This is a genomic window from Actinocrinis sp. (assembly GCF_035946395.1).
Lineage (GTDB): Bacteria > Actinomycetota > Actinomycetes > Streptomycetales > Catenulisporaceae > Actinocrinis.
This window is the reverse complement of record NZ_DASYZI010000189.1, coordinates 1-24,139: the sequence shown is the minus strand read 5'-3', so window position 1 is coordinate 24,139 and position 24,139 is coordinate 1. Positions and strand designations below refer to the sequence as shown.

Annotated in this window: 20 protein-coding genes and 2 pseudogenes; 11 read left to right on the top strand and 11 right to left on the bottom strand. The window is 68.3% G+C overall.

Annotated features, from left to right (window positions below; all coding sequences use genetic code 11):
- Positions 1 to 534: 534 nt before the first annotated feature.
- The gene (locus VGS97_RS12085; protein ID WP_326853479.1) at positions 535 to 1,203 is read right to left on the bottom strand and encodes a PadR family transcriptional regulator; all 669 of its coding nucleotides are present in this window, start codon (positions 1,201 to 1,203) and stop codon (positions 535 to 537) included.
- Between the two features lie 230 nt (positions 1,204 to 1,433).
- Between VGS97_RS12085 and VGS97_RS12080 the strand changes: the two genes are divergently transcribed.
- Entirely contained in the window at positions 1,434 to 4,703 is a 3,270-nt protein-coding gene (locus tag VGS97_RS12080; protein ID WP_326853478.1) for a glucodextranase DOMON-like domain-containing protein, read from the top strand.
- Positions 4,704 to 4,796: 93 nt separating this feature from the next.
- Here the strand turns inward: VGS97_RS12080 and VGS97_RS12075 are convergent, their stop codons facing one another.
- From VGS97_RS12075 to VGS97_RS12060, 4 genes are all read right to left on the bottom strand, one after another.
- Positions 4,797 to 6,341 carry a hypothetical protein gene (locus VGS97_RS12075; RefSeq protein WP_326853477.1) on the bottom strand — a complete coding sequence of 515 codons (1,545 nt, stop codon included), beginning with the start codon at positions 6,339 to 6,341 and terminating at the stop codon, positions 4,797 to 4,799.
- Entirely contained in the window at positions 6,334 to 7,500 is a 1,167-nt protein-coding gene (locus VGS97_RS12070) for a caspase family protein (protein ID WP_326853476.1), read from the bottom strand. The genes VGS97_RS12075 and VGS97_RS12070 overlap by 8 nt, the downstream gene beginning before the upstream one ends.
- A complete protein-coding gene (locus VGS97_RS12065) occupies positions 7,487 to 7,873 on the bottom strand; it encodes a hypothetical protein (RefSeq protein WP_326853475.1) in 387 nt (128 codons plus the stop codon). Before VGS97_RS12065 ends, VGS97_RS12070 begins: the two co-directional genes overlap by 14 nt.
- 135 nt (positions 7,874 to 8,008) lie before the next feature.
- A complete protein-coding gene (locus tag VGS97_RS12060; RefSeq protein ID WP_349262097.1) occupies positions 8,009 to 9,049 on the bottom strand; it encodes a LacI family DNA-binding transcriptional regulator in 1,041 nt (346 codons plus the stop codon).
- 168 nt (positions 9,050 to 9,217) lie between these two features.
- Between VGS97_RS12060 and VGS97_RS12055 the strand changes: the two genes are divergently transcribed.
- On the top strand, positions 9,218 to 11,215 hold the full coding sequence (locus VGS97_RS12055) for a glycoside hydrolase family 30 beta sandwich domain-containing protein (RefSeq protein ID WP_326853473.1): 1,998 nt from the start codon (positions 9,218 to 9,220) through the stop codon (positions 11,213 to 11,215).
- 106 nt (positions 11,216 to 11,321) lie between these two features.
- Here VGS97_RS12055 and VGS97_RS12050 read toward each other — a convergent pair whose 3' ends face one another.
- Positions 11,322 to 11,915 (bottom strand): DUF664 domain-containing protein, encoded by a 594-nt coding sequence (locus VGS97_RS12050; RefSeq protein ID WP_326853472.1) that lies wholly within the window; start codon positions 11,913 to 11,915, stop codon positions 11,322 to 11,324.
- Positions 11,916 to 12,222: 307 nt separating this feature from the next.
- On the opposite strand from VGS97_RS12050, the gene VGS97_RS12045 reads away from it, so the two are divergent.
- Positions 12,223 to 13,173 (top strand): hypothetical protein, encoded by a 951-nt coding sequence (locus tag VGS97_RS12045; protein ID WP_326853471.1) that lies wholly within the window; start codon positions 12,223 to 12,225, stop codon positions 13,171 to 13,173.
- A 24-nt stretch (positions 13,174 to 13,197) separates the two neighbouring features.
- Positions 13,198 to 14,055 carry a class I SAM-dependent methyltransferase gene (locus VGS97_RS12040; protein ID WP_326853470.1) on the top strand — a complete coding sequence of 286 codons (858 nt, stop codon included), beginning with the start codon at positions 13,198 to 13,200 and terminating at the stop codon, positions 14,053 to 14,055.
- Between the two features lie 11 nt (positions 14,056 to 14,066).
- On the opposite strand, the gene VGS97_RS12035 is transcribed toward VGS97_RS12040, so the two are convergent.
- From VGS97_RS12035 to VGS97_RS12020, 4 genes are all read right to left on the bottom strand, one after another.
- On the bottom strand, positions 14,067 to 14,288 hold the full coding sequence (locus VGS97_RS12035; RefSeq protein WP_326853469.1) for a hypothetical protein: 222 nt from the start codon (positions 14,286 to 14,288) through the stop codon (positions 14,067 to 14,069).
- Positions 14,289 to 14,384: 96 nt separating this feature from the next.
- Positions 14,385 to 15,212 (bottom strand): SAM-dependent methyltransferase, encoded by an 828-nt coding sequence (locus tag VGS97_RS12030; RefSeq protein WP_326853468.1) that lies wholly within the window; start codon positions 15,210 to 15,212, stop codon positions 14,385 to 14,387.
- Positions 15,213 to 15,274: 62 nt separating this feature from the next.
- Positions 15,275 to 15,910: a TMEM175 family protein gene (locus VGS97_RS12025; protein WP_326853467.1), complete on the bottom strand. Its 636-nt coding sequence runs from the start codon at positions 15,908 to 15,910 to the stop codon at positions 15,275 to 15,277.
- A 271-nt stretch (positions 15,911 to 16,181) separates the two neighbouring features.
- Positions 16,182 to 16,667 carry a hypothetical protein gene (locus tag VGS97_RS12020; RefSeq protein WP_326853466.1) on the bottom strand — a complete coding sequence of 162 codons (486 nt, stop codon included), beginning with the start codon at positions 16,665 to 16,667 and terminating at the stop codon, positions 16,182 to 16,184.
- Positions 16,668 to 16,833: 166 nt separating this feature from the next.
- On the opposite strand from VGS97_RS12020, the gene VGS97_RS12015 reads away from it, so the two are divergent.
- From VGS97_RS12015 to VGS97_RS12005, 4 genes and pseudogenes are all read left to right on the top strand, one after another.
- The gene (locus VGS97_RS12015; protein WP_326853465.1) at positions 16,834 to 17,484 is read left to right on the top strand and encodes a class I SAM-dependent methyltransferase; all 651 of its coding nucleotides are present in this window, start codon (positions 16,834 to 16,836) and stop codon (positions 17,482 to 17,484) included.
- Between the two features lie 637 nt (positions 17,485 to 18,121).
- Positions 18,122 to 18,526, top strand: a pseudogene (locus tag VGS97_RS29520) (cellulose binding domain-containing protein); the annotation flags it as partial.
- A 123-nt stretch (positions 18,527 to 18,649) separates the two neighbouring features.
- A pseudogene (locus VGS97_RS29515) lies at positions 18,650 to 19,597 on the top strand (arabinofuranosidase catalytic domain-containing protein); the annotation flags it as partial.
- Between the two features lie 66 nt (positions 19,598 to 19,663).
- Positions 19,664 to 21,616, top strand: coding sequence for a cellulose-binding domain-containing protein (locus VGS97_RS12005; RefSeq protein ID WP_326853463.1), 1,953 nt, complete (start codon positions 19,664 to 19,666; stop codon positions 21,614 to 21,616).
- Here the strand turns inward: VGS97_RS12005 and VGS97_RS12000 are convergent.
- On the bottom strand, positions 21,598 to 22,260 hold the full coding sequence (locus VGS97_RS12000; protein ID WP_326853462.1) for a DedA family protein: 663 nt from the start codon (positions 22,258 to 22,260) through the stop codon (positions 21,598 to 21,600). The genes VGS97_RS12005 and VGS97_RS12000 overlap by 19 nt on opposite strands.
- A gap of 143 nt (positions 22,261 to 22,403) precedes the next feature.
- On the opposite strand from VGS97_RS12000, the gene VGS97_RS11995 reads away from it, so the two are divergent.
- From VGS97_RS11995 to VGS97_RS11985, 3 genes are all read left to right on the top strand, one after another.
- Entirely contained in the window at positions 22,404 to 22,817 is a 414-nt protein-coding gene (locus VGS97_RS11995) for a BlaI/MecI/CopY family transcriptional regulator (protein WP_326853461.1), read from the top strand.
- A gap of 13 nt (positions 22,818 to 22,830) precedes the next feature.
- Positions 22,831 to 23,778: a M56 family metallopeptidase gene (locus VGS97_RS11990; protein ID WP_326853460.1), complete on the top strand. Its 948-nt coding sequence runs from the start codon at positions 22,831 to 22,833 to the stop codon at positions 23,776 to 23,778.
- A gap of 184 nt (positions 23,779 to 23,962) precedes the next feature.
- On the top strand, positions 23,963 to 24,139 hold a 177-nt coding region (locus VGS97_RS11985), incomplete at its 3' end, for a permease (protein ID WP_326853480.1).

The following is a 24,139-nucleotide window of genomic DNA, read 5'->3' as shown; positions in this document are numbered from 1 at the left end:
GCAGGAGAAGTTCGTGCACGACTTCGTGGCCGCGTTCGACAAGGTGATGAACCTCGACCGGTTCGACCTGCCGGGGCACAGGATCTGATGCAGTGAGAGTTTGATGCACTGAGGATCTGATGCACTGACACCGGCGTCCGGTCCGGCCCATCGTGGGCTGGCCCGGACGCCGTGCGTTACACGCTACGCAGCGCCAGCGGTCCGCACCGGCGCGATCCCGGCCTTACGCAGTACGAGCGCGGTAACCGGGCCGACGATCCCACCTCCGATGATCAAGACCGTGTGTCTTACTCACGGGTACTCCCACGTTGCGGATTCGGATGTTCGGATGTGCGTCCGTCCGAACCGTTCACGGCAAGGAAGCCCGGTCATCCTTACGGCGTCATCTCGCAGGCCAGATCCGCCACGCACAAGCCTGGCCCGGGATCGAAGACCCCTATGGCGGTGCGCTAACAACCCGCCGGGGCTGTTGCATCGCATGTTCTCATTACATTGCTACGTACGTGGCTATGTGATTATGTAATCATGTGGTCACTACGTGTCGCTGTCCGTGTATCCCGCGTGTCCCTCGTACGGCGCGTCCTGCACCACTGTGTGCGCCGTGGCCGCCAGCGCATCATGCGCGGCACGCCAGCCGACCATGTCCGGGAACGACCCGGATTCGAGCTGCTCGACCAGTGCGCGAACCCACACCGCCTCGGCCTCAAGCAGGGCGAGTTCGTACTCGTCCTCGACCAGGAACAGCCTGGGAACCTCGCGGGCGGCCTCGGCGAGCAGCCGCCGTCTCGTCGCGACCGTAAGCTCCAGCGCGACCAGCCGTCGGCTCAACAGCGCCGCCGCCTCATCAGGCATGAGCACGGCGAGTACCGACAGACCGGCCTTGAACCTCGGGTGCTCCGGCTGCGGGGCGGAAACCAGCTCGCGCACCCAGTCCACCAGCTCGGCACGCCCGGCTCCGGTGATGCGGTACACCGTCCGCTCCGGGCGCGCGCCCGCCCGCGTGGTGTCGACGACCTCGATGAACCCGTGCTTGACCAGGTTGCGCACCACCGTGTAGAGCGAGCCCCACTTGATGTCGGCGTCGTCCTCCTTGCCGCGCGTGCGCAGCAGGGAGGCGATCTCGTACGGGTGCATCGGCCGCTCGACGAGTGTGGAGAGCACCGCGAGCGCGAGCAGGTTGCCCACCCTGCGTTGCTCGGCCATGGTCCTTCACTCTCACTCGTTCACAATTACTCTCTCACGATTACTTGTGCGCGAGTATAGAAACTTACCCGATCCTTTGCAAGACTCCGGTGCGGGATGGAGCCCGGATCGAGAGGCCGAGGATGAAGCGAACTTCCAGAAGGCGGTCGGCGGCATGCGCGACCGCGACCGTCTTAGCCCTGATCGCCGCCGGTGCCCCGGCACGTGCGGCGACACCGTCCGCCGGCGCCGTGGCTTCCGGCGGTCCCGGAGCGGCTTCCTACTTCGACCTGGCCCGCAAGGACTGCGTGGGCACCGCGCGCGACGCCACGTCAAAGGTCTGGTACACGGTCGCCGACGGCGTACTGTCCGACGTCTACGAGCCGACCATCGACAACACGAACGTCAGTACCCTCCAATACGTCGTGACCGACGGTTCGACGTTCACCGCCCTACAGACGCGTGACATGACGTACACCGCGCAGGCGGACGAAACCGGCATGGTCTGCACAGTCACGTCAACGGACGCGAAACACGGCTACCAGCTGACCACGACGTACCTCACCGACCCGAGCCGCGACAGCGTCCTGATGAACACCAGGCTGTCGGCGACCGCCGGCAGCAGCACGGACGTCAGCACTCTGCACGTCTTCGCACGACTGGACGCGCACGTCAACGGCAACGGTGGCGGCGGGACGGACAACGCGGGCGCGGACACCGGCGTGATCGACGCGACGAGCGGCGTGCCGGTCGTCTACGACACGTCCACCGTCAGCCAGGCGGTGAACCGCGACTACGCGGTTCCCACGTACATGGCGCTCACCGCCGACTCCGCGGGCAGCGCGTCGGTCGGGTATGCGGGCACTGCCAGCGACGGCCTGACGCAGCTCGACGCGACGCACTCGCTCACCCCGACCACATCCGCGCCCGACGGCCACGTCGTCGCGACCGAGGACGTCACGCCGAGCCGCATCCTCCCCGGCGGCGGCGAGTTCACCCTCTCGCTCGGCTTCGGGCGCACGCAGGCCGACGCGGTGAGTACGGCATCGAACTCGTTGGGCACGCCCTTCAGCGCCGCCAGGGGGCTCTACGCCAGCCAGTGGCGCGACTACGACGGCTCACTCAATCCCGTTCCGCAGACGGCATCGGTGTCAGGCATCGATCGGGCTATGGTCGCGCGGACCTATTTCCTCGATGCCAACGTGCTCAAGGCCAGCGAGGACAAGACGTTCCCCGGCGCGATCGTGGCGTCGCTCGCGTCGCCTTGGGGCCAGGCGGTCAACGCGGGCGCGTCGATGAACGGCAAGGCGGTCTACTTCGGCTCGTACCGCGAGGTTTTCGCGCGCGACCTGTACGAGGCCTTCACCGGCCTGCTCGCCGACGGCGACCTGGCCACCGCACGCGCCACGGCCCGCTTCCTGCTGGAGAAGCAGCAGCGGACGAACGGCGAGTTGCCGCGCAACTCGCTGGTCAACGGCCTGTCCGCGCCGGACACCGGCGGCGACCAACTCGACGAGACCGCGTACCCGATCCTGATGGCGTACCTGTCCGGGCTCGGCGGCGACGCAACGCTCTGGTCGCAGCACATCAAGCCCGCCGCGGACTTCCTCGTCTCGCACGGCCCGTCCTTCGGCGTCGAGCGCTGGGAGGAGCAATCCGGGTACTCGGTCTCGACGATCGCCGCCGAGATCGCCGGCCTGACCGCCGCCGCGGCGATCGCCACACGCCAGGGCGACACGGCCGACGCCGCCGTCTACCAGGCCACCGCGGACGACTTCCAGCGCCACATCAAGGACTGGACGGTCACCGGCACCGGCCCGGACAGTTCGAGCCCGTACTTCATCCGGCTGTCCAAGAACGGCGACCCGAACGCCGCGACGTCCTACTTCCTCGGCAACGGCGGCCCGACGCTGGATCAGCGCTCGGTCATCGACGGCGGGTTCCAGGAACTCGTACGCCTGGGCGAACTCTCCCCGGCCGACTCGACGTTCCGTAACTCCCTTTCCGTCCTGGACAAGCAGATCTCCGTCACCACGTCCACCGGCACCGGCTACTACCGCTACGGCAACGCGGCCGCCTCCGGCAGCGCGGACGGCTACGGCGACTGCTCGACGGCCAACAGCCAGACCTCGTGCACACTCTCCGGCCAGCCCTGGCCGACCACCGACGTCGGCACCGGTCACCTGTGGCCGGTGCTCTCCGGCGAGCGCGCCGAATCAGCCCTCGCCGAAAGCGACCCGGCGCAGGCCTCCGCGCTGCTCGGCTTCATGATCAAGTCGGCGTCCGGCGTCGGCCTGGTCCCCGAGCAGGTGTGGGAGGACCCGAACCTGCCCGCCTCGCCGTACGGCAGCGACCCGACCACGGCGTCGATCGGCTTCGCCAACGGCCGCGCCGCAGGTTCCGCGTCACCGCTCACCTGGGCTCAGGCGCAGGAACTGCGGCTGATCGTCGACCTCGGCACCAACCGAACGGTCGACCAGCCCGAGATCACGACCGCGCGCTACGTCGCCCACGGCGCACCGGCCGCCGCGACCGTCACCCTGACCGCCCCGGCCTCCGGATCCACGATCGAGGGCGGCAGCACGACGGTCACCGGCACCACTTCCCCCGGCGCGTCCGTCGCCATCGCCTCCGACGACACCGACACCGGCGCCCCCGCCACCACCACGACGACCACGGCCGACGCGACCGGCGCGTTCACCGCGACCGTGTCCATCGGCTTCGGTACCAATACCCTGACGGCAGCGGCGACCACCGCCGCAGGCGCCACCGGTTACGCCCAGACGGCGGTGGTCGGCGACGTGGTCGGCGGCACGACAGTGCTCGACGTCACCGACCCGGCCGGCGACGACAACGGCCCGGGCACGTATCAGTACCCGATCTCGTCCTCGTTCAGCGCGGGCTCGTTCGACCTGACCCGCTTCCAGGTCGTCACCGCCAACGCGACGGTCTACCTGCGCACCACGCTCGCCAAGCTCACCCCGACCTTCGGCAACGTGATGGGCGCGCAACTGCTCGACGTGTACGTCCACAATCCCGCGGCCACCGGCGCGTCCACGTCGACCGCCGCCGCGTACCCCTCGCGCAACTACACCATCGCCCCGGCCGACGCATGGAGCCAGCGCCTGGAGGTGCAGGGCTTCGCGTCACCGGTCTGGGTGAACCCAAGCGGCGACCAGGTCGGCACGCCGACCGCCGTGGTCGCCTCCACGGTCTCCAACACGATCACCATCGCCCTGCCCGAGTCCGCCTTCGGCACCCCGGCCTCGGGCTGGACCTTCACCGTGGCCCTCACCGGCCAGGACGGATTCAGCTCCGACCAGGCCCGAGCGTTCACCCCCACCGCCGGCGCCTACTCGTTCGGCGTCTGCGCACCAGGCGGCACCGCGCCGATCTGCTCCGTCGCCCCGAACACCGTCCCCGAGGTCATGGACACCATCACCCCGCAAGGCGTGTCGCAGTCCACTGAGCTCGACCCGACCCTGGGCCCGGTGGTCCTCCACGGCGTGACCGCCCCGTAGCAACACAGGCAACAGGCAGCACGCAGCAAGCAGGAGACCGGGCCCCGGCCACGTCAGCACGATCACGACGCGGCCGGGGCCTGGTCGCTGTGGCTACCGGACGACCGGCCCCCGCCACGCATGCGTCAGGGGCGCGACCATTGTGTTGTACTTTTCCGCGAGGTCATTGCGGCCGAGCTCGCTCAACGCGGCACGGAACTCGTGTTCAAGGACACGATCATTCTTGTTGAACACCGTCCAGACGATCGCTGACTGAAGACTCTCGGCCCGGGAGTCGGTCATCGCATCGTCGGCGGCACAGCTGAGCCCTGCGAGATACGCCGCGTTGACTCTGGCTGAAGAGCCGGTCGTCAGCTGCGAATCAAGCTTCCGGATGACGCTCTGGACAATGTCCGGTTGTCGCAGGCCGCGCAGCGATACGCGCGCCTTGCGCACGTTCCCCAGCAACGCGGCCACATCGGCAGGCTCGAAGCGCCCCGGTTGCTCCAGGGCCGCGCTGAGCAAGTCGTCCGCGAGTGCTTTCCACGTCCGCGCGGCGAGGTGTTCCGCAGCCGCGATCAACAACGCTGCGGGCGCAGCCTGAACCAGTACTCGATGAAGGCGGCCGTTCAACGCTCCGTGCCGCGCGTTCCACAGCTGCACAAGATCGCTCATCGTCTCGGGATCGCCCTCGACACTGAACCTGCCGAACAGCGATTCGAAGACGTCCCAGCCGTGGTCCGCGCAACCGGCGTTGTACGCGATCAAGTCCTCCGCGCCCCGATGCGTGCCGACGGTCGACGTGATCTTGTCCGCGAGATCGATTCTCTTCTCGGCCACGGCCCTCGCGAAGAGCGCGATGATGGTTGCGATGGGGCGGCCGGGCGATTCCGCGACGCTCGCGCTCCAGGCGATCGCCCGGCCCGGGTCGCGCTCGTACTGCTGGAGTATCAGGTGGATCAGTTTCGGGTCGGCCATGCGTTCGCGGATGTGCGTGGTGATCGATTCGCCGATGGAGGCGTCGTCGGACGCGCATGGACGGTAAACGAGCTGGTAGTCGATGAGTTCTGCGATCTCGTCCGCTCGGCCGCGGCGGTCGAGCGCGATCATGACGACGCGCGACGCGGCCTCTGACTCGTCGGCCGCGCGCAGCGCCATTTCGAGGCGTGCCACGACGTCCATCGAGCGCCGCTCGGCGACCGCCGTGACCACCAGCTCCGCCTGCGGCTCGCAGTGCGCCTTCGAAAGCTGCGACACGAAGCGGGCGACGTCTCGCGGCTGGTGGTGAGCTGCAACCAGGACACAGATGCGCACGACGTCCTCGCTGCGCGCCGTCTTGTGCTCTGTGGCCATCGTGACGGCGATGTGTGCGGACTCGTCGACCGGACGTCCGAGTGCGACGCTCTCCAGCACGATCGCCCGGTCGGCGCGCCCGGCCACGTCATCGCCGAGGGATTCGAGCAGAGCTGTGATGTCGGCGGCTGTACGTATCCTGCTGTACCACTCCAAGAGCCGCAGCGCGGCGTCGCACTGCCGGTCGGTGTCCTCGGAGCGGCGGAACGTGATCTGCTCGCGCAGCGCGTCGAGCGACAGGAGCCGGGCGAGCGCACGGTCCGGGTCTTCCGGTTGCTGGACCGGGAATTCGTCAGTACTAGTCACCGTTGACCGCCGTGGCGAAGCGGTGCAGCGCCATTCCTTGAAGTTCGCCCACCATGCCCCCGTAGAGCACTGACCCGTTGTGTCTGCACCGATCGCATTCCTGACGCCATAGTTCCCTGATGACGGACCCGACCCGTTCCGGATCCCGGACGCGGATCAGGGCGAGCAGTTCGTCCAGTCGTGTGCCGGCCTGAAGTTTGTGCAGGCAGTGGACGAGGCGGCTCAACGTCTCATCGTCGGTGCCGGGGACGAACTCGGCGATGAACTCGTCGACGACGGAAGGCGGCACGTCCGCCAGCACCGATTCCCGTCCGGCCCACGCGTCGCAGAGCTCTTCCAACGGCGCCGCTCGCAGCCGGGCGAGCTGCGAGGGGTCCCCGTGGCCGTGCGTGGCGCGCGGGCTGCGGTTCTCCATCAGCACGATCTGCGGCTCGTTGCGGATGAGCAGCTCCGGTTCCGCGTGCCTGCCGGACGCGGGGAGGATGCGGCGCAGCTCGTTGTAGACGTCGCGGACCTGCAACGGGTCGCGCGCCCCGTCCACACCGCGATCGAGCACTGAGATCAAGTAGCCGCTGAACGCGGTATACAGGCTGGCCGAGTCCTTCTCCATGTAGGAATCGACCTTCTGGACGATGCTGGCACGCGCGGCGGCCTTGATGACGCACGTGCTGCCTTCGTCCAGCAACCACTGCGGGTCGCGCGACGCGTCGGCGCTGTCGGGGCCGAGGGCCTCGGCGGCACCGCAATAGCAGCAGTCGAGTATGAGGACCTTGGCGGAGGCCCGGGATCTTCGAATCATGTCGTACACGTGGAACAGCGGCAGGTAGCTCCAGTGCTCCCTGTCGATGGTCGTGCGCAGGGCGAGCAGGATGTCGCCGTGCTGGGCGCGCGGCGGGTTGATCGCGTGGCCGACGTAGTAGACGAGCAGCGTATCGCCCTGTCGGCACGCCTCCGATGCCTCACGGATGGGAAGCATGACGTCGAAGACTGATTTCGGGTCGCGGACGGCGGTGCACTCCTGCCAGAGCACACTGGAGTCGAAGAGCTCCTTGAGCTTGTCCACGGAGTTCGTGATCGTCTTATAGTCTTTGATCCCCGCGTCGTCGTAGCGCGACGAACCGACCAGGACGGCGAGGCGACGTGGTTCAGCTTGCTTCACGATCGGTACCGTCGGGCGGGATGTGAGGCGAACTCGCCGTGTCGGCGGTCGCGGCGGCATTGGCTGAGACGTTGGCGTCGGCGGTCTCCTTGAGGTCGGCCTGGGCCAGACTTCCGTGGCGGGCCTGATAGCGCTCGACGAGATCGGCGATCTTCGTGCGGATGGCGTCCACCGCGACCTGGCCGGCCGCCTCCGCAGCCCCCGTCAGCACGGCGGTGATGACGATGTCGGACACCGAGAGTGTGTCCCCGCCGCGGGGTGCGGACGACTCGACCCAGTCGTACGGAAACGCCCGGTCCAGCCACAGGGGCAACACGTCGGCGTCTTCGCGGAACATGTCGGGCGAGATCCTGACCACGACTTCCACTGCCACTGCGGCCCCAATGAGATAAGACGTCAAGAGTCGGGCCGATTGTAGACAAGACAGAACCCTGGCATGCACGAAACGCGGGAAATGGTGGATTTCGCCTGGTCAGCAGGACGGTTTTTGCCGACGGCGAACTGCGCGCTACGACGCACCCCGGGCCGGGCCGGTCGAGCCGCGCACCACGAGCTCGGTGGCGAGTTCGACGTGCAGGGCGTCGACCTTGTGCCGGTCCATCAGGCGGATCAGCAGACTGACGGCCATGCGGCCCATCTCGGCCAGCGGCTGGCGGACGGTGGTGAGCAGCGGGGTGGTGGCCTGGGCCAGGTCGATGTCGTCGAAGCCTGCGACGGACAGGTCCTCGGGCACGCGCAGGCCGCGGCGTGCGGCGGCGGTGAGGGCGCCGACCGCGGCCTTGTCGTTGAAGGCGATCAGCGCGGTGGGCGGCTCGGGCAGGTCGAGCAGGTCGTCCGCCGCCTTGAGGCCGTCCTGCGTGGTCGGGTGGGCGCTGCGGGTCAGCTCGGCGGACGGCAGCACGCCCGCGTCGGCGAGCGCCGAGGCGTGGCCGGCCATGCGGGCCTGGCCCGCCATCCAGTTGTGCGGCCCCGCGATCACGCCGATGCGGCGGTGGCCGAGCCCGACCAGATGCGCCGTCATGCTGCGGGCACCGGCGAAGTGCGCGGCCGAGACCGCGGCGATGTCGCGGGGCGGCCGGACCCGGGGATCGACCACGACGAACGGGAAGCCCCGGTCGCGCAGGGCGAGCAGCTCCTCGCTGGGCTCGGGCGGCAGGATCACGATGGCGCCGCCGACGCCGGGCCGCGCCGGGAGCGTGGGCAGGACCGTCTCCCGCTGGGCGGCCTCGCCGGCGTTCAGGATCAGGGTTCTGCCGTACAGGTCCAGCGTCTCGGCGATGGAGGAGACGATCACGCCGAAGTAGTCGGTCAGCAGGTAGGGACAGCGCAGGTAGACCGCGCCTCGCGGCACTCGTGCGGCGCCGTCCCGCACGGCGCGCGCCCGTGCCTGGTCGCTGAGCTCCTCGACCGCCCGGCGCACGAGCTCGCGGGTCTGCGGCGCGACGTTGCTGCGGTCGTTGAGGACTCGCGAGACCGTCGCGATGGACACGCCGCTGCGCGCGGCGATGGCGCGGACCGTCACTCCGCGTGGCACGCCCTGACTAGGCATTCGTTACACCAGCCGTACCTGCGCGTTTCACAAGTGCAGCATAGCGCCCGCTGGCTTTACGTGAATGGATGATTGACAGCGTCGGCTCCGGCTGCTTGTCTACGGCCCGGCGAGCGTTCCATCTTTGTTACAAGTGTTACACAACGCCGAGTGTTTCGGAGGACGACGATGTCCCGCTACAGACTCATCGCGGCTTCACTGGGTGCGGCCGCGCTCACCGTAGGGGCCGCCAGTTCGGGCAGCGGCGGCGCGTTCGCGGCCGTCGGCGCCGATCACGTCCCGGCCGACCCGGCCAACGTGTCGGCGCGGGTCTGGGTCACCACGCCCGACGGCGCCGACAAGCTCAGCGACCTGGGCACGGTTTCGTTCGGCGGCGCCGCGACCACGGCGCCCACGATCGTGGTCGACCCCACGCAGACCTTCCAGACGATGCAGGGCTTCGGCGGTTCGATCACCGACTCGTCGGCCTCGGTGCTCTACGGCCTCTCGCCGGCCGCGCGCCAGGCCACGATGCGCTCGCTGTTCGACCCGGTCGCCGGAGACGGCCTGGACTACCTGCGCCAGCCGATCGGCGCCTCGGACTTCGTGACGACCGCCGCGTACACCTACGACGACCTGTCCGCCGGGCAGAGCGACTACGCGCAGCAGCACTTCTCGGTCGCGCACGACCAGGCGCAGATCCTGCCGCTGCTGCGCGAGGCGGCGGCGCTCAACCCGCGCCTACAGATCGTCGCGACGCCGTGGAGCCCGCCCGCGTGGATGAAGACCGGCGGCTCGCTCGTCGGCGGGCGGCTGATCGACGATCCGCGCATCTACCACTCGTACGCCCTGTACCTGCTGAAGTTCGTCGAGGCGTACCGGGCGAACGGCGTCACCGTCAACGCGATCACGGTGCAGAACGAGCCGCAGAACCGCACCCCGTCCGGCTATCCGGGCACTGACATGCCCTCCTGGCAGGAGGAGAAGGTCATCGAGGACCTCGGGCCGATGCTGCGCGACGCCGGGCTGCACACGCTGATCCTCGCCTACGACCACAACTGGACCGAGCACCCGAACGACATCGCCAACACTCCCCCGGACGAGACCGCCGACATCGACGCGTACCCGCAGAACGTGCTCACGTCGCCGGCGGCGCGCTGGGTCGCCGGGGTCGCCTACCACTGCTACGCGGGCGACCCGAGCGCGATGACCGCGATGCACGATCAGTTCCCGGACAAGGCGATCTACTTCACCGAGTGCTCCGGAAGCCAGTCATCGAACCCTGCCAACACGTTCTCCGACACGCTCAAGTGGCACGCCCGCAACCTGATCATCGGCAACACCCGCAACTGGGCCGAGACCATGATCAACTGGAACCTCGCGCTCAACCCGAGCAACGGCCCGCACGTCGGCGGCTGCGGCGGCTGCACCGGCATCGTCACGGTCGCCCCGGATGGCACGGTGACCGACGACGCGGAGTACTACACGCTCGGGCACCTGGCCCGCTTCGTGCGGCCGGGAGCGGTGCGCGTCGGCAGCACCTCGTTCGGCACCACCGACTGGAACGGGCAGGTCATGGACGTGGCGTTCCGCAACCCGGACGGCAGCACCGTGCTCGTCGCGCACAACGAGAACGACAACCCGCAGACGTTCGCGGTACGCGAGGGCGACGCGGCGTTCACGTACACGCTGCCCGGCGGCGCGCTCGCCACGTTCGTCTGGCGCGGTGACGTCCCCGGCGCGTACGCCTTGCGGCAGCTCGACCCGACCGGCTGGAGCGCCGTCGCGAATCCCGCCGGCCCGGCCAACCCGTGCTGCACCGGCGACGTCGCGGCCAACGCCGTCGACGCCGACGCCAGCACCCGCTACTCGACGGGTACCGGCCAGGCCCCGGGCCAGTACCTCCAAGTCGACTTCGGCAAGCCGATCCCGGCCCGGCAGGTCGTGTTCGACACCGGAGCGTCCACCGGCGACTACCCGCGCAACTACACGGTCTCGACCAGCGTCGACGGGGCGAACTGGACCACGGCGGTGGCGAACGGCCAGGGAACCGGCCAGTTCACCACGGCGAACGTGAGCGGCGGGCCGATCCGGTACGTCCGCATCACCCTGACATCATCCGACGGCAACTGGTGGAGCGTCGCCGACGTGCGTGCGTACACGAGTGGGGAGAACGCAGACGACTGATGGCGCAGGCGTCTGACGCAGGCGACTGACGTGCCGTGCCGTTGAGCGTCGAGCGCGGTGCGTCGAGCCGCCACTAGGAGCGGGTAGCCGGAGCAGAGCAGGGGTGCTACGGCTGCCCGCTCTTTGGCTGCCCGCTCTTCGGTCGCCATCCGGCCGGCGGGTCCTCGCCGACGCGACCGTCGACCGCTTCACGGATCAGGTCGGCGTGCCCGGTGTGCCGGCCGTATTCCTCGATCAGGTCGCACACGAGGCGGCGCAGGCTGGCGCGGCGCCCGTCGGGCCAGCCCATGTGCACCGGCTGGTCGAGCCCGCCGTTAGCCAGCGCGGCGGCGAGCCGGGCGCGGGAGCGTGCGACGGCGCCGTCCCACAACACGTAGAGTTGCTTGGGACTGTCGCCCGCCGCTGAGCCGAACTCCCATTCGTCATCGTCGCTCTCCTGCCAGCCGAGCGAGTCCCACGGCTCACCGATCGGCGCTCCGGTCAGCTTGGCGGTGAACGCGTAGTCCTCAACGCGAGCCAGGTGTTTGAGCAGACTGCCGAGCGTCAGCACGGAGGCGCCGACACGCGCGTCCAAGCCGTCCGCGTCCAGGCCGTCGGCCTTCCAACGAAACGTCCAGCGTAACCGGTCGAGCGCGCCGGTCAGGTGCTCGACCTCGTCGCCAGCCAGCGGCGGCTCCCACGGGCGATCATCATCGGTCATGTACACCACCGTAGACCGGACCGCCGACAGCCGCCTTCGGGAAGTCCGCATCGCGCGAAGCCGACCAATGTAGAGTTCTACTTCAGTAGGCGAATGTGCTCGGCGGGCAAGAGCGAGCCGGGAGAACGAGCCACAACAGTCTGTCGCAGGGGTCGACTTGACCAGAACGCCAGCCAGTCCCGCTCACACGACCACGTCAGGTGAGCCTTCAGCCGTCTGGCACGGCATGACCGCTGTGTGGACGCGAGGCTATCGAGAGATATATGCGATCCGGATCATCCGCCGGGGCGCGCCGGCCGATGTCCGAGTGTCCAAGAGCCGGCGGCATTTCACCCGATGGCTCGCCCTCTCGTTCGGCCCTGCTGTTCTGTCGATCGCACTCATCGTTCCGCTGGGCGGCACGGACGACTACAACAAGGCCCGGCTGCTCTTCCTGATCGCACTTCTCGGCGTGATCAACGGCGGCATGTTCGCCGCGGCCATCCTGGCATGGAGGTACGGGCTCGATCGCGCCCACACGGTTGACGATTTGCTGCGCCCGTGCCGCAGGCGCGATCACGTCGTGAGCGTCATCGACTGGTCGATCGACGTCCAGCGCCAGTCCGTCGCACCACTCGCCTTCGCGCTGACTCCGTGGATCGTGGTCCTCATCCACGATGGAACCCACGTCTGGACACGATTTCCCTTCTTCATCCTGCTCCTGAACACGACCTGGAGCATGGCGACGCTCGGAAACGTTTCTTACTGGCTGGTAATGCCGCCAATCATGGTGATGAGACTTCGCGCATGCACGGATATATTGCTCCGCTGGCACGACCCGGCCCGCACCGCCGGAATCAGGACGTTCTCGGAAGGTTATGCTTATCCGGCGTTCTTTCTCGCGCTCGGCGCTTTCGGAGTGACTTTTCCAGGCCTCATCGATCACCCGATCTTCGGCGCCTACCTACCCTACATCTACGGGCTGCTCATCGCGCTCAGCCTGTGGATCGGGGTTCTGGCGCAAGTCAACATCTATCTGGTGGTCCGTCAATTCAGGCTGCGCCTGCTCGACGGACTCGCCCCCGACGATCTGTTCGCCCTGTCAGCACTGAAGCCGTCGAAGATCCTCGGCACAATAGGAGAGATCCCCCAGTTGGAGTTATCGCTGTCTGCATACAGCTCAATCGCCTCGTCTCCATCGCTTCCCTTTGGCACCGGCACGGTGGTCCAGTACGTGGCGGCCCTGGTTGGGTCGCTCGCGGGCTTCCTGCTACAATGAGTGACCAAAAGGAACGGAGCTGGCATGACCGCTGGGAAGTCCGATTCTCATCTCAAAGAGATCTGGCGATACTACGATCGCACGGAATCTCGAATCGGATACAGTGTTCTGCTCGGAGGGACGAAACACTTCGGGTGGTACGAGAAGGGCCAGTCGAAGTGGCGCTTCTCTCCGGCGATGCGCCGTATGGAGAACGTGCTCGGCGAAAAGCTCGATCTGCCTGCCGGCTCTGAAGTGCTCGACGCGGGATGCGGTGTGGGTGACGTCGCACGTGCGATGGCTTCGCGTTTCGGGCTCCGGGTGACCGGAATCGACATCCTGGACTTCAATCTGGCTGAAGCAATCGCGCGCAGCGACAAACTCGGGCTTCGTGAACGGACCCGTTTCCAGTGGGGCGACTATCACGACCTCGAATTCGCCGACGAATCCTTCGACGGCGTCTACACCATGGAGACCTTCGTCCATTCGGCCGAACCGGAGAAGGCGCTGTCGGAGTTCTTCAGGGTTTTGCGGCCCGGCGGCCGCCTCGTCATGTTCGAGTACTCACGAACGCCCGAGGATCAGCTGAGCCCCGAGGCCAACAGGGCGTTCGAGCAGGTATGTGAGCTCGGCGCGATGCCCGCGTGGCACGAGTTGAACCACGGCGATCTCGAAGTGCTTCTGGCGAAGACCGGTTTCACGGTCGAGACCGTGGCCGACGTCACGGAGAAGATGCTGCCGATGCTCCACGCGTTCGCGATCATCGGCCGCGCACCGTACTTCGCGCTGCGGAAGCTCGGGCACGTCGAGAAGGCGGTCAATGCCATGAGCGGCGTCGAGACATATCGGTACCGTGAGGCGTGGCGCTACAACATCTACACGGCCGTCAAACCGGGTGAGTGACGCAGCCGGTATTACCGCGGCGTCTCGACACGCGGCTCATCCGCGCCGGCGCAGTCCACGGGGAGATGCAGGCTGCTGCGTAGCTCGTCGTACTCCGCGGGGCTGAGCACCGCGCTGGCGAGCGAGTCCACCTCGTCCTCGGCGAGCGGGCCGCAGACGGCGACCACGACGCCGGAGGGTTCGCGAATGCGCAGGACGGCAGCGGGCGCTTGGTCGAGACGGACTGCTCGCATGGCCTTGACCTCCAGACCGCTCGTATCCGAGCAGGGATGCCGCGTGCAGTACACCGGTACTGGCTATCCGCCGCACCCTGTGCGGTAGGGCGTGCCCTAATGCTCCGGGATGCGGGCGAGCACGCCGTACGTGCGCAGAATCTTCGCTTGCGTGACATTCAGGTCGGGGTGCCACTGGTCGACCAGGACGATGCCGGGCGGCTGGATCGCCAGGCCGTCGAGCCAGGCGGTGACCTGCTCGGGCTCACGGTTGATGAACGGCACCCTGGTCGAGCGGCGGTAGTCGTCGAGCATCTCTTCCTGCTCGGCGGCGTGGGTCAGGTCGGGGGCGGCGTGCGAGATCGCGACGTAGCTGCCGGGCGCGGCGGCCGCGACGTAGTCCGCCACGATCCGCTCGGGGTGCTCGTCGTCGGGGATGAAGTGAAGCACGGCGTTCATCAGCACCGCCACCGGCCGCGACAGGTCGAGCGTGCGCTCGGTCAGCGGATGCTTCAGCACCGTCTCGGGCCGGCGCAGATCGGCCAGGATCACGGTGACCGAGGGCAGGTCGGCCAGCAGGTGCCGGGCGTGCGCGACGGCGACCTGGTCGATGTCGACGTACACGACCTTGGCCGCCGGATTGATCGCCAGCGCGATCTCGTGCACGTTGCCGACGGTCGGCACGCCCGAGCCCAGGTCCAGGAACTGGTCGACCCCGAGCGTCCCGGCCAGGTGGCGCACGACGCGGCGCAGGAACGCGCGGTTGGCCCGGATCGCGCCCACCAGGGTCGGCATGGTGTCGGCGGCGCGCCGGGCGACCTCGCGGTCGGCCTCGAAGTTCTGGCTGCCGCCCAACAGGAAGTCGTAGATCCGTGCCGGGCTCGGCGCGTTCGGATTCACCTCGGGCAGGCTCAGCGCGAACTCCGCCGCATCGATCGGGTCCATGCGCGCAATCGTAACCCGTGGACTGAAGGCGTTGGTGATCACCGATGGTCAGCTGCCGATGGTCAGCTGCCGCCAGTACGGCCCTCCCGCACCGCGGTGACGCCGAAGTAGGTCAGCAGGATGAGGTAGCCGGCCAGTGTCAGACCCACCTGCACGAACGCGAGGGGAGTGATCAGGGCGCAGAACAACGGTCCCCCGAGGAACCTGCGCCCCATCGCGCGCACGACCTCGGGCGCGACGTCGGCGCGAAGCAGCCTGCGGCGCCGCGAGACGTGCAGCCAAACGGCCTCGAAGAGCACGCCGCCGACAACGAGTGTCGCACCGTAGCAGACCGCGGCCGTCACCTCGTCCCGCCCGCTGACCAACGCGTCGGCCAGCAGCACGGTCGGATACGGCATGAAGGCCACATCCAGGAGCAGCAGCAGATTGAGCCAGATCAGCGCCAGGTCGACCCGGGCGATGAAGTGGAAGACCGCGTGGTGGTTGACCCAGACCACGCCGATCAGCAGGAAGCTCAGTGCGTAGGCGACGAACGAGGGCCACTGCCGCAGGATCGCGTCCCACAGCGGGCCCGATCTCGCGGGCTGCCGGATGTCCAGGACCAGCAGCGTGATCGCGATGGCGAACACCGCGTCGCTGAAGCTCTCCACGCGGTCGCTGCTCACGCCGACGGAGCCGCCGGTCCCGCCATCCGCCATGCGCCAAGGCTCGCAGCGTTCGTCGACGCGGCGGATGGAAACGGCCGACGGTCACCCGTCTGTGTTAATCGGCCTGGATTGATGGCCTGGATTGATGGACCTGAGTTGATGGGCCTGGGCCAAGTCGAGCCCGGACTGATCAGCCCCGGGGTGATCGGCCTGGGGTGATCAGCCTGGGGTGATCAGCCTGGGTTGATCAGCCTGGGTTGATCAGCCTGGGTTGATGGATCTGGGGTGATCGGCCTGGGGTGGTTGTGCGTGTTTCAGTCGTTCAGCGCAGCGTCAGCTTGAACCCCCGGGCGCCCGCCCGCCACGCCGCCCGCAGATCGTCCACGCTCGGCGTGCCGTCCTTGTCCAGGTGCACCTTGTTGAAGTTCGCGAAGTTGCGGTTGGCGCGGCACATGACGCCGTAGAGCTCGACGACGCCGTCCTCGTCCTTGACCACCTCGACGTCGGTCGTGCGCCGCTTGCCCTTGTACTTCACGTCGAGCGGCTCGCCGGTGCGCAGGTTCTTGCCCCAGCCGAACGGCGTGCCGATGAGCAACGCGCCCTCGTGCTCGACGTAGGCGACGGGAATCGTGTAGTGACGGCCCGACTTGCGGCCCACCACATACAGCGTGATCAGAAACCTGCCGATGCCGTTGGCGACACCGGGCGTGCTCAGCAGGCCTCGCATGAAGACGTTGGCGACACCCTGTAGCGCCATCGTCTGTGCCCGCGGCCCCTGAGCCGGAGCGGAAGAAGTCTCGGAACTCATATCTCGACGCTAGACTCAGCGGAAACGCGATGCAACGCGTCTGGGTGATTCCCAGGGAATCCCCAGTGAGCAGACAGCCTGCCCACAGGCTGCTACACGCACACGCGATGCCAGGCACGAGAAATCACCCATTATCGCCATCGCACGCCGGGACGGGGAGGCCATGATGCCGCAGGGACGCGACAACCATCCGGTGTTCGCCCGCATGTACGCCCGGGTCGGCCCCGCGATGGACCGGGGCGGGATGGCCGAGCACCGCGCTCAGCTGCTGTCCGGCCTGACTGGAGCGGTAGTCGAGATCGGCTGCGGCAACGGCCTCAACTTCGCGCACTATCCGGCGGCGGTCACCCGCGTCCTGGCCGTGGAGCCAGATCCCTACCTGCGCCGTCTCGCCGACGAGGCAGCGAGCGCCGCACCGGTGACGATCGAGGTGGTCGACGCGGTCGCCGAGCGCGTCCCGGCTCCCGATGCCTCCTTCGACGCCGCGGTAGCGTGCCTCGTGCTGTGCTCGGTGCCCGATCAGGACGCCGTGCTGGGCGAGCTGCACCGAGTGCTCAAACCCGGCGGCACGCTGCGTTTCCTGGAGCACGTGCGTGGCACCACTCCTGGCATGGTCCGTTTCCAGCGCGTCGCGGATCGCACCGTCTGGCCGCTCATGGCCGGCGGCTGCCACGTGAGCCGCGACACCGAAGCCGCGATCGGACGCGCTGGATTCACTCGAATGGAAGTCAGCCACTTCCACTTCCCGGCGGGGCGGCTCCCCCATCCGGCGGCACCTCACGTCCTCGGCACCGCCACCCGCAAGCAGATCGGCTAGGGGTGTTTGAGCTGTGTGGCCGGATCAGGGCACGGCGCATGACGCGTGCGATCGTAAGGCGGAGGGCTGTGGCCTGACTGGTTGTCTGGTGTCTGGTGTCTGGTGTCTGGGGACGGCCCGGCAACGCGGCGAGCATGTGTGACAAGCGACGCGCCTGATCTGGCCGCACGGCCCTAACGCCTAAGGGGCACGCGGGTGGACGGCCAGGCTTACGGCGTCAGCCGCGCGTACAGCACCATTGGTATTCATTTTGGGCGTTCTCCAAGCAAGCTGCTTCGAGGCTCGTGGCTCGGGCAAACCCTTTCCCGGTCGTGAAGCGAAACTTTCGCACCGTCAGCTGACCAACCGGCTGTCCCCGCAAGGCGATGCCCGCTCGCCGCTTCGCTGTTCAGCGCTCTGAAATCGTTACCGGCGAAGCAGCCGAGCACCGGGCAGGCGCATCGCTCAGGCCGCGCACCATTGCGGGTGGGCGGACCTGCTCTGCACACTGCGCGTGTTGTCGGCCACCGGCCGCGCTCGCCGCCGCAGCCCGCGCACCGCATCTCAGGCATCGGGACAGCCTTGAGAACAATCCCGCCCCGATCAACTGGGGCACCCCGTGGCGAGCGAGTTGTTAGCGCTAACAAGTGGAGGTTTGATGCGCTTTCTGCAAACTCGTGCTGCGGTTGCGATCACCGTGACCGGCGGGCTCATCGCCGCGGGTGGCGTGATCGCCGCCGTCGGCGGGCCGGCGCAGGCGGCCGCGGCCGGCTGCTCGGTGTCGTACTCGGTCAGCAGCCAATGGCCGGGCGGGTTCGGCGCCAACGTCACCATCACCAACCTGGGCAGCCCGGTCACCAGCTGGTCGCTCACCTGGGCTTTCGGCGCCGGGCAGACCATCACCCAGCTCTGGAACGGCAGCTACACGCAGTCCGGGGCGCAGGTGACCGTCGTCAACGCGTCCTACAACGGCGCTGTCGCGACCGGCGGAACCGCGGGCTTCGGCTTCAACGCCTCATGGAACAACAGCTCCAACCCGGCTCCGGCCGCGTTCAGCCTCAACGGCGTCGCGTGTACCGGCGGCGTGACGACGAGCGGCTCGCCGTCGCCCAGCCCGAGCGCCTCACGGTCGGCGTCGCCGTCCCCATCCTCGTCACCGTCCGCGTCCCCGTCTTCGTCGCCGACGCAGTCCGCCGGGCAGGGTCCGTGTGACATCTACGCTGCGGGTGGCACACCGTGTGTGGCGGCGCACTCGACGACGCGCGCGTTGTACGCGTCCTACAACGGGTCGCTGTACCAGGTGCGCCGGTCTTCGGACAACACGACGATGAACGTCGGGGTCGTTGCGGCGGGCGGCGTGGCCAACGCCGCGGCACAGGACTCGTTCTGCTCGAACACCACCTGTCTGATCACGATCGTCTACGACCAGTCCGGTCATGGCAACAACCTGACGCAGGCGCCTGCCGGCGGCGCCGCGGGCGGACCGGACAACCTCGCCAACGCGACCGCCGCGCCGACCACGCTCAACGGCCAGAAGGCGTACGGGGTCTTCGTGGCGCCCGGCACCGGATACCGCGACAACTCGACCTCGAACATCGCCACCGGCGACCAGCCGGAGGGCATGTACGCGATCTTCGACGGCACGCACTACAACGGCGGCTGCTGCTTCGACTACGGCAACGCCGAGACCAGCAGCACCGACACCGGCAACGGCCACATGGAGGCCATCTACTTCGGCACCATCAAGGTCTGGGGCTACGGCTCCGGCAACGGCCCGTGGGTCATGGCCGACATGGAGAACGGCCTGTACTCCGGCGTGAACGCGGGCTTCAACAGCAACGACCCGACCGTGAGCGACCGGTACCTCACCGCGATCGTCAAGGGCACGGCAAACCTCTGGTCCATCCGCGCGGGCAACGCGCAGTCCGGCGGCCTGTCCACGTTCTACAGCGGCGCACGGCCCAACGTCTCCGGCTACAACCCGATGCACAAGGAAGGCGCCATCATCCTCGGCACCGGCGGCGACAACAGTAAGGGCTCTGACGGCACCTTCTACGAAGGAGTCATGACCTCGGGTTACCCCTCCGACGCGACCGAGAACGCCGTCCAGGCCGAAATCACCGCGGCGGGCTACGGGCGCTGAGCAACCCCCCTTGACAGGCATCGACGAACTCACCTCACCTCCCGAAAAGGAGTCCACGTGAGACACATCCATCTTCGTCCGGCGGCGTACCCTCGGCTCTGGCGCGCGGTCGCCGCGTCGGGTGCGGCCGTCCTCACCTCCGGCGTGGTGGTCGCCGCCGCCACGACCACGGCCAGCGCCGCCACCGGCTGTCAGGCGTCGTACTCGGTCAGCAGCGACTGGGGCTCCGGCTTCGGGGCCAACGTGTCGGTGACCAACCTCGGCGCGGCGATCACGTCGTGGACCGTGACCTGGACCTTTCCCGGCAACCAGCAGGTCACCCAGCTGTGGAACGGCACCGTGGCGCAGAGCGGCGCGGCGGTGACCGTGACCAACGTCTCCTACAACGGCTCGGTGGCGACCGGCGCCGCCCTGTCCTTCGGCTTCAACGGATCGTATTCGGGCACGAACACCGCCCCGACGCAGTTCAAGCTGAACGGCACGGTGTGCAGCGCAGCGGTGAGCACGCCGTCCGCCAGCGGCTCGACGCCGACACCGAGCCCGAGCCCGTCGCGCACCTCGGCTTCGCCGTCTCCGAGCGCGAGTCCGAGTTCGCCGTCCGCGAGCCCGAGTCCCACACCCTCCTCGACTCCGACTCCACCCAACCCGCCGGGCACCTGGGTCGCCGCGCCGGTCAATCCGTACAGCGGCGGGCCGGGCACTTTCATGTGGCTGCTCAGCGATGGCAGCATCCTGTCCAACGGCGCAGATCTGCATCAGTGGGTGAAGCTGGTGCCCGACCAGTTCGGCAACTACTCGGACGGCACCTGGGTGCAGCTGGCCACCAGCCCGTACGGCCTCGGCGCCGCACAGGAGCACATGCTGCCCGACGGGCGCTTCTACCAGGCCGGCGGCGAGTACGTGTACTTCTGGCCGTCCGGCAGTTCCTCCAACGACCACAACGGCGTCCAGCTCTACAACCCGGTCACCAACACCTGGTCGCTCGGACAATCAGGCCTCTACGGCAACCTCCAGGACACCGGCAGCGCCAGCCTGCGCAACGGCAGCGTGCTGTCCAGCGATCAGCGGTCGGCGAGCACGCAGATCTTCAATCCGAGCACGAACACCTGGAGCGCCGCGGGCAGCAGGCCCGCTGCGGCCGGCGAGGACGGCTGGGTGCCGCTCTCCGACGGTTCGGTCGTGTCGCTCAGCGCGAGCGGCCAGTACCGCTACAACCCGAGCACCAGCACCTGGACCACCCTCGCGCCGGCGCCGTCAAGCTACGCCAACGGCAACGTGGACTCGTCCATGGTCACGCTGCTGTACGACGGCCGGATCCTCGTGATGGGCAGCAACGCCACCGCGATCTACACTCCGGGCTCGACGCCGAGCAGCGCCGGCACCTGGGCGCAGGGACCGGCGACGCCTCAGGGCACGTACACCGACGACGTGTACACGACCCCTGAGCCGAACGGGAAGGTCATCTTCGACTCGGTGAAGTGCAGCTGGATCACCAACGCGTGCGGGTCCGCGTCCGGGCCGCTGGTCAGCGAATTCGATCCGAGCACGAACACGATCACCCCGATCTCGCTGCCGCCCGACCCGAGCGGCGCACCGGTCAACTTCATCGACCTGCCCAACGGCCAGGTCATGGCGGCGGCCGGTTCGCGCAACTGGATCTGGACGCCGGTCGGCTCGCCGCAGAACTCGTGGCGCCCGGCGGTCGGTTCGGTCACGTCGAACGGCAACGGCTCGTATCACCTGACCGGCACGCAGCTGTCCGGGATGGTCAGCACCGGCGAGGACGATTTCCAGGCCCCGGAGAACTACCCGATCGTGTACCTGAAGGACTCGGCCGGGCACGTGACCTATGCCCGCTCGTTCAACTTCAGCTCCATGGTGCCCAGCAAGCCCGGCGAGTCGCAGACGGCTGACTTCACGCTGCCGTCCGCGCTCGCGCACGGAACCTACTCGCTGTACGTGTCGAGCTGCGGCGTCTCGTCCGCCGCCGGCTACTCGTTCACGTTCTGATCGGCTGGTTCATCTGCGGTTCCAGCCGCTGCGCCTCGCCGGCGATGGCGCACCACGAGGGCGACGACCAGGATGACCGCTGCCGCCAGCAGGTAGAGCGCATAGCGGTTGACGTCGTTGTAGATAGTGGTGATGTGGTTGCCGGCGAGGTAGCCGACGGACGTCCAGGTACTGACCCACAGCGCGGCGCCCAGAGCGTTGAAGGCCACGAAGCGCAGCCACCGCATCCCGGTGATTCCGGCGATGATGCCGTTGGCCTGCCGCAGCCCCTCGATGAACCGGGCGACGGTGACGATCTTGCCGCCGTGCCGCGTGAAGAAGGCCTCTGCTTTGTCGAGCCGCTCCTCGGTGAGGAAGACGTACCGCCCCCAGCGCAGGGCGAGGGTCCGGCCGCCGAAGCGGCCGATGCCGTAGCCGAGGTTGTCGCCGAGCACGGCGGCGGCGAAGCCGATCAAGCCGACCGCGACGACGTTCAGCCGTCCGGCGCCGGCGTAGACGGAGGCTGCGATCAGCACGGTCTCGCCGGGGGCAGGCACGCCGAAGTCCTCGACGAACAGCAGGAACCCGACCGCGACGTATCCCCAGTGGTCGAGCAGCGGGGCGAGGGTCTGTAGGAATCCGGGCAGCTGGACTGGTGCGCTCATCGGGCGGGGGCTCTCCTTGTTGTCGGGCGCTGTCCTATGCTGGCCGGGTCGCCATCGGCGCGACACGCCTGTAGAACTTCTACAGTAATGTAAATGACATCGATGCGGTGAATGACAGACGTCGCGCGGGAAGGGATGCGTCCGTGGCGCAGGGGCGGGACTCGGACCGGAACGGGGCGCGCCGCGGGCCGGGCGAACTGGAGCAGGCGATCCTCGCGGTGCTCTGGGAGGCGGGCGCCGCGCTGAGTCCCGGCGAGGTGCGCGACCGGCTCGACGACGACGGCGGCGAACTGTCGTACAGCACGGTGGTCACGATCCTCTCCCGGCTGCACGAGAAGGGCGCGCTGGCACGTCACCGCGACGGGCGCTCCTTCCGCTACGCCCCGGTCGACGACGAGGCGGGGCTGGCCGCCCGGCGGCTGAGCGCCCTGCTCGACCGCCAGCACGACCGCGAGGCGGTGCTCTCCCGGTTCGTCGCGGACCTCTCGGACCGGGACGAGGAGCTGCTGCGCCGGCTGCTCGGGCAGCAGACCCGCGAGAACAAATCAGAAGTCTGAGACTGCCGTGCGAGTGGCGATCTACCTTCCGCTGCTGGCTCCGGCGCTGGCCGCCCCGTTCGCGCGGCCGCTGTCCGCCCGGCTCGACCCGCGGCACGCCACCTGGCTGCTGACCGCCGCCGCGCTGGTCCTGGCGTCGGCGAGCACCTCGGCGCTGGGGCTGCTCACCCTGAACGCGCTGGTCCGCGTGCCGCTGGTGGCCCGCCTCGGGCACTGGTCGCTGACCATCGTCCACCACAACGACCCCGCCTCGATCGTCGTCGCCAGTGTGGCCGGAGTCCTGCTCACCGCCTGTTGCGGTGCCGTGTGGCTCTTCACGGTGCGCCGGGTGCGGGCGCTGCGTGCCAGCTTCGCCGAGGCCGCGTACCTGCCGGACACGGGCATGATCGTCGTCGACGAGACCGCCGCCGACGCCTACGCCCTGCCTGGCCGGCCCGGCCGGATCGTCGTGTCCGCGGGCATGCTGGAGGCCCTGGACGAACCCGGCCGCATGGCGCTGCTCGCTCACGAGCGAGCGCATCTCGACCACCATCACTACGCGTACACCAGCGTCGCGCGGCTGGCCGCCGTCGCCAATCCGCTGCTGTGGCCGCTGGCCGTCGCGGTCGAGTACACCGTCGAGCGGTGGGCCGACGAGGAAGCCGCCCACGTCGTCGGCGATCGCCGACAGGTGGCGGTGACGATCGCCCGCGCCGCGATCGCCACCAAGACCAGGCAGCCGAAGACTCGGATCGGGCTGGCACTCGGCGCCGTGTTCGGGCGCCTCGGAACACTGTCACTCTCCGGCGCGGGACCGGTACCGCGCCGGGTCGCCGCGTTGCTGGAGCAAGCCCCCGGCCGTCGGCTGCTGCTGATCGCGGCGGGAGTGGTCATGTTGGCGGTAACGTGCGCATGCCTGCTTGAGGCAGCCAACGACCTGCAAGACCTGCTCTCACTCGCACATCGCCACGTCCACAGTTAACACGCAGCGCTCTGTACCTAACAAGCGTGCCCTAACACGAGTGCCCGACAGCAGCGCCTGACACCGAGCGTCTGACACCGTCCACCATCCATGCCCTCCGGTGTGGTGCCATGGGCATGGAATACCCCTATGGGGTATATGGTTGGCGACGATCGGCGCTTCAAGCACGGACGAGGGGACGGTCATGCACGCGATTGCGCACATGCTGGGGATCGCCGGCTCGATGACCTGGGAAATCCTCTGGGCGCTGATCCTCGGCTTCTTCCTGTCCGCCGCGGTGCAGGCGGTGGTGTCCAAGGAGTCGATCAGCCGGCTGCTGCCGGACGACTCGCCGAAGACGCTGGGCGTCGCCTCGCTGCTG

Coding starts and splice junctions, on each gene's coding strand:
- VGS97_RS12085 (WP_326853479.1), bottom strand. CDS start 1,203: ATGGCCGAGCAACGCAGGGTGGGCAACCTGCTCGCGCTCGCGGTGCTC.
- VGS97_RS12060 (WP_349262097.1), bottom strand. CDS start 9,049: ATGCCTAGTCAGGGCGTGCCACGCGGAGTGACGGTCCGCGCCATCGCC.
- VGS97_RS12055 (WP_326853473.1), top strand. CDS start 9,218: ATGTCCCGCTACAGACTCATCGCGGCTTCACTGGGTGCGGCCGCGCTC.
- VGS97_RS12050 (WP_326853472.1), bottom strand. CDS start 11,915: ATGACCGATGATGATCGCCCGTGGGAGCCGCCGCTGGCTGGCGACGAG.
- VGS97_RS12040 (WP_326853470.1), top strand. CDS start 13,198: ATGACCGCTGGGAAGTCCGATTCTCATCTCAAAGAGATCTGGCGATAC.
- VGS97_RS12035 (WP_326853469.1), bottom strand. CDS start 14,288: ATGCGAGCAGTCCGTCTCGACCAAGCGCCCGCTGCCGTCCTGCGCATT.
- VGS97_RS12030 (WP_326853468.1), bottom strand. CDS start 15,212: ATGGACCCGATCGATGCGGCGGAGTTCGCGCTGAGCCTGCCCGAGGTG.
- VGS97_RS12025 (WP_326853467.1), bottom strand. CDS start 15,910: ATGGCGGATGGCGGGACCGGCGGCTCCGTCGGCGTGAGCAGCGACCGC.
- VGS97_RS12020 (WP_326853466.1), bottom strand. CDS start 16,667: ATGAGTTCCGAGACTTCTTCCGCTCCGGCTCAGGGGCCGCGGGCACAG.
- VGS97_RS12015 (WP_326853465.1), top strand. CDS start 16,834: ATGCCGCAGGGACGCGACAACCATCCGGTGTTCGCCCGCATGTACGCC.
- VGS97_RS12000 (WP_326853462.1), bottom strand. CDS start 22,260: ATGAGCGCACCAGTCCAGCTGCCCGGATTCCTACAGACCCTCGCCCCG.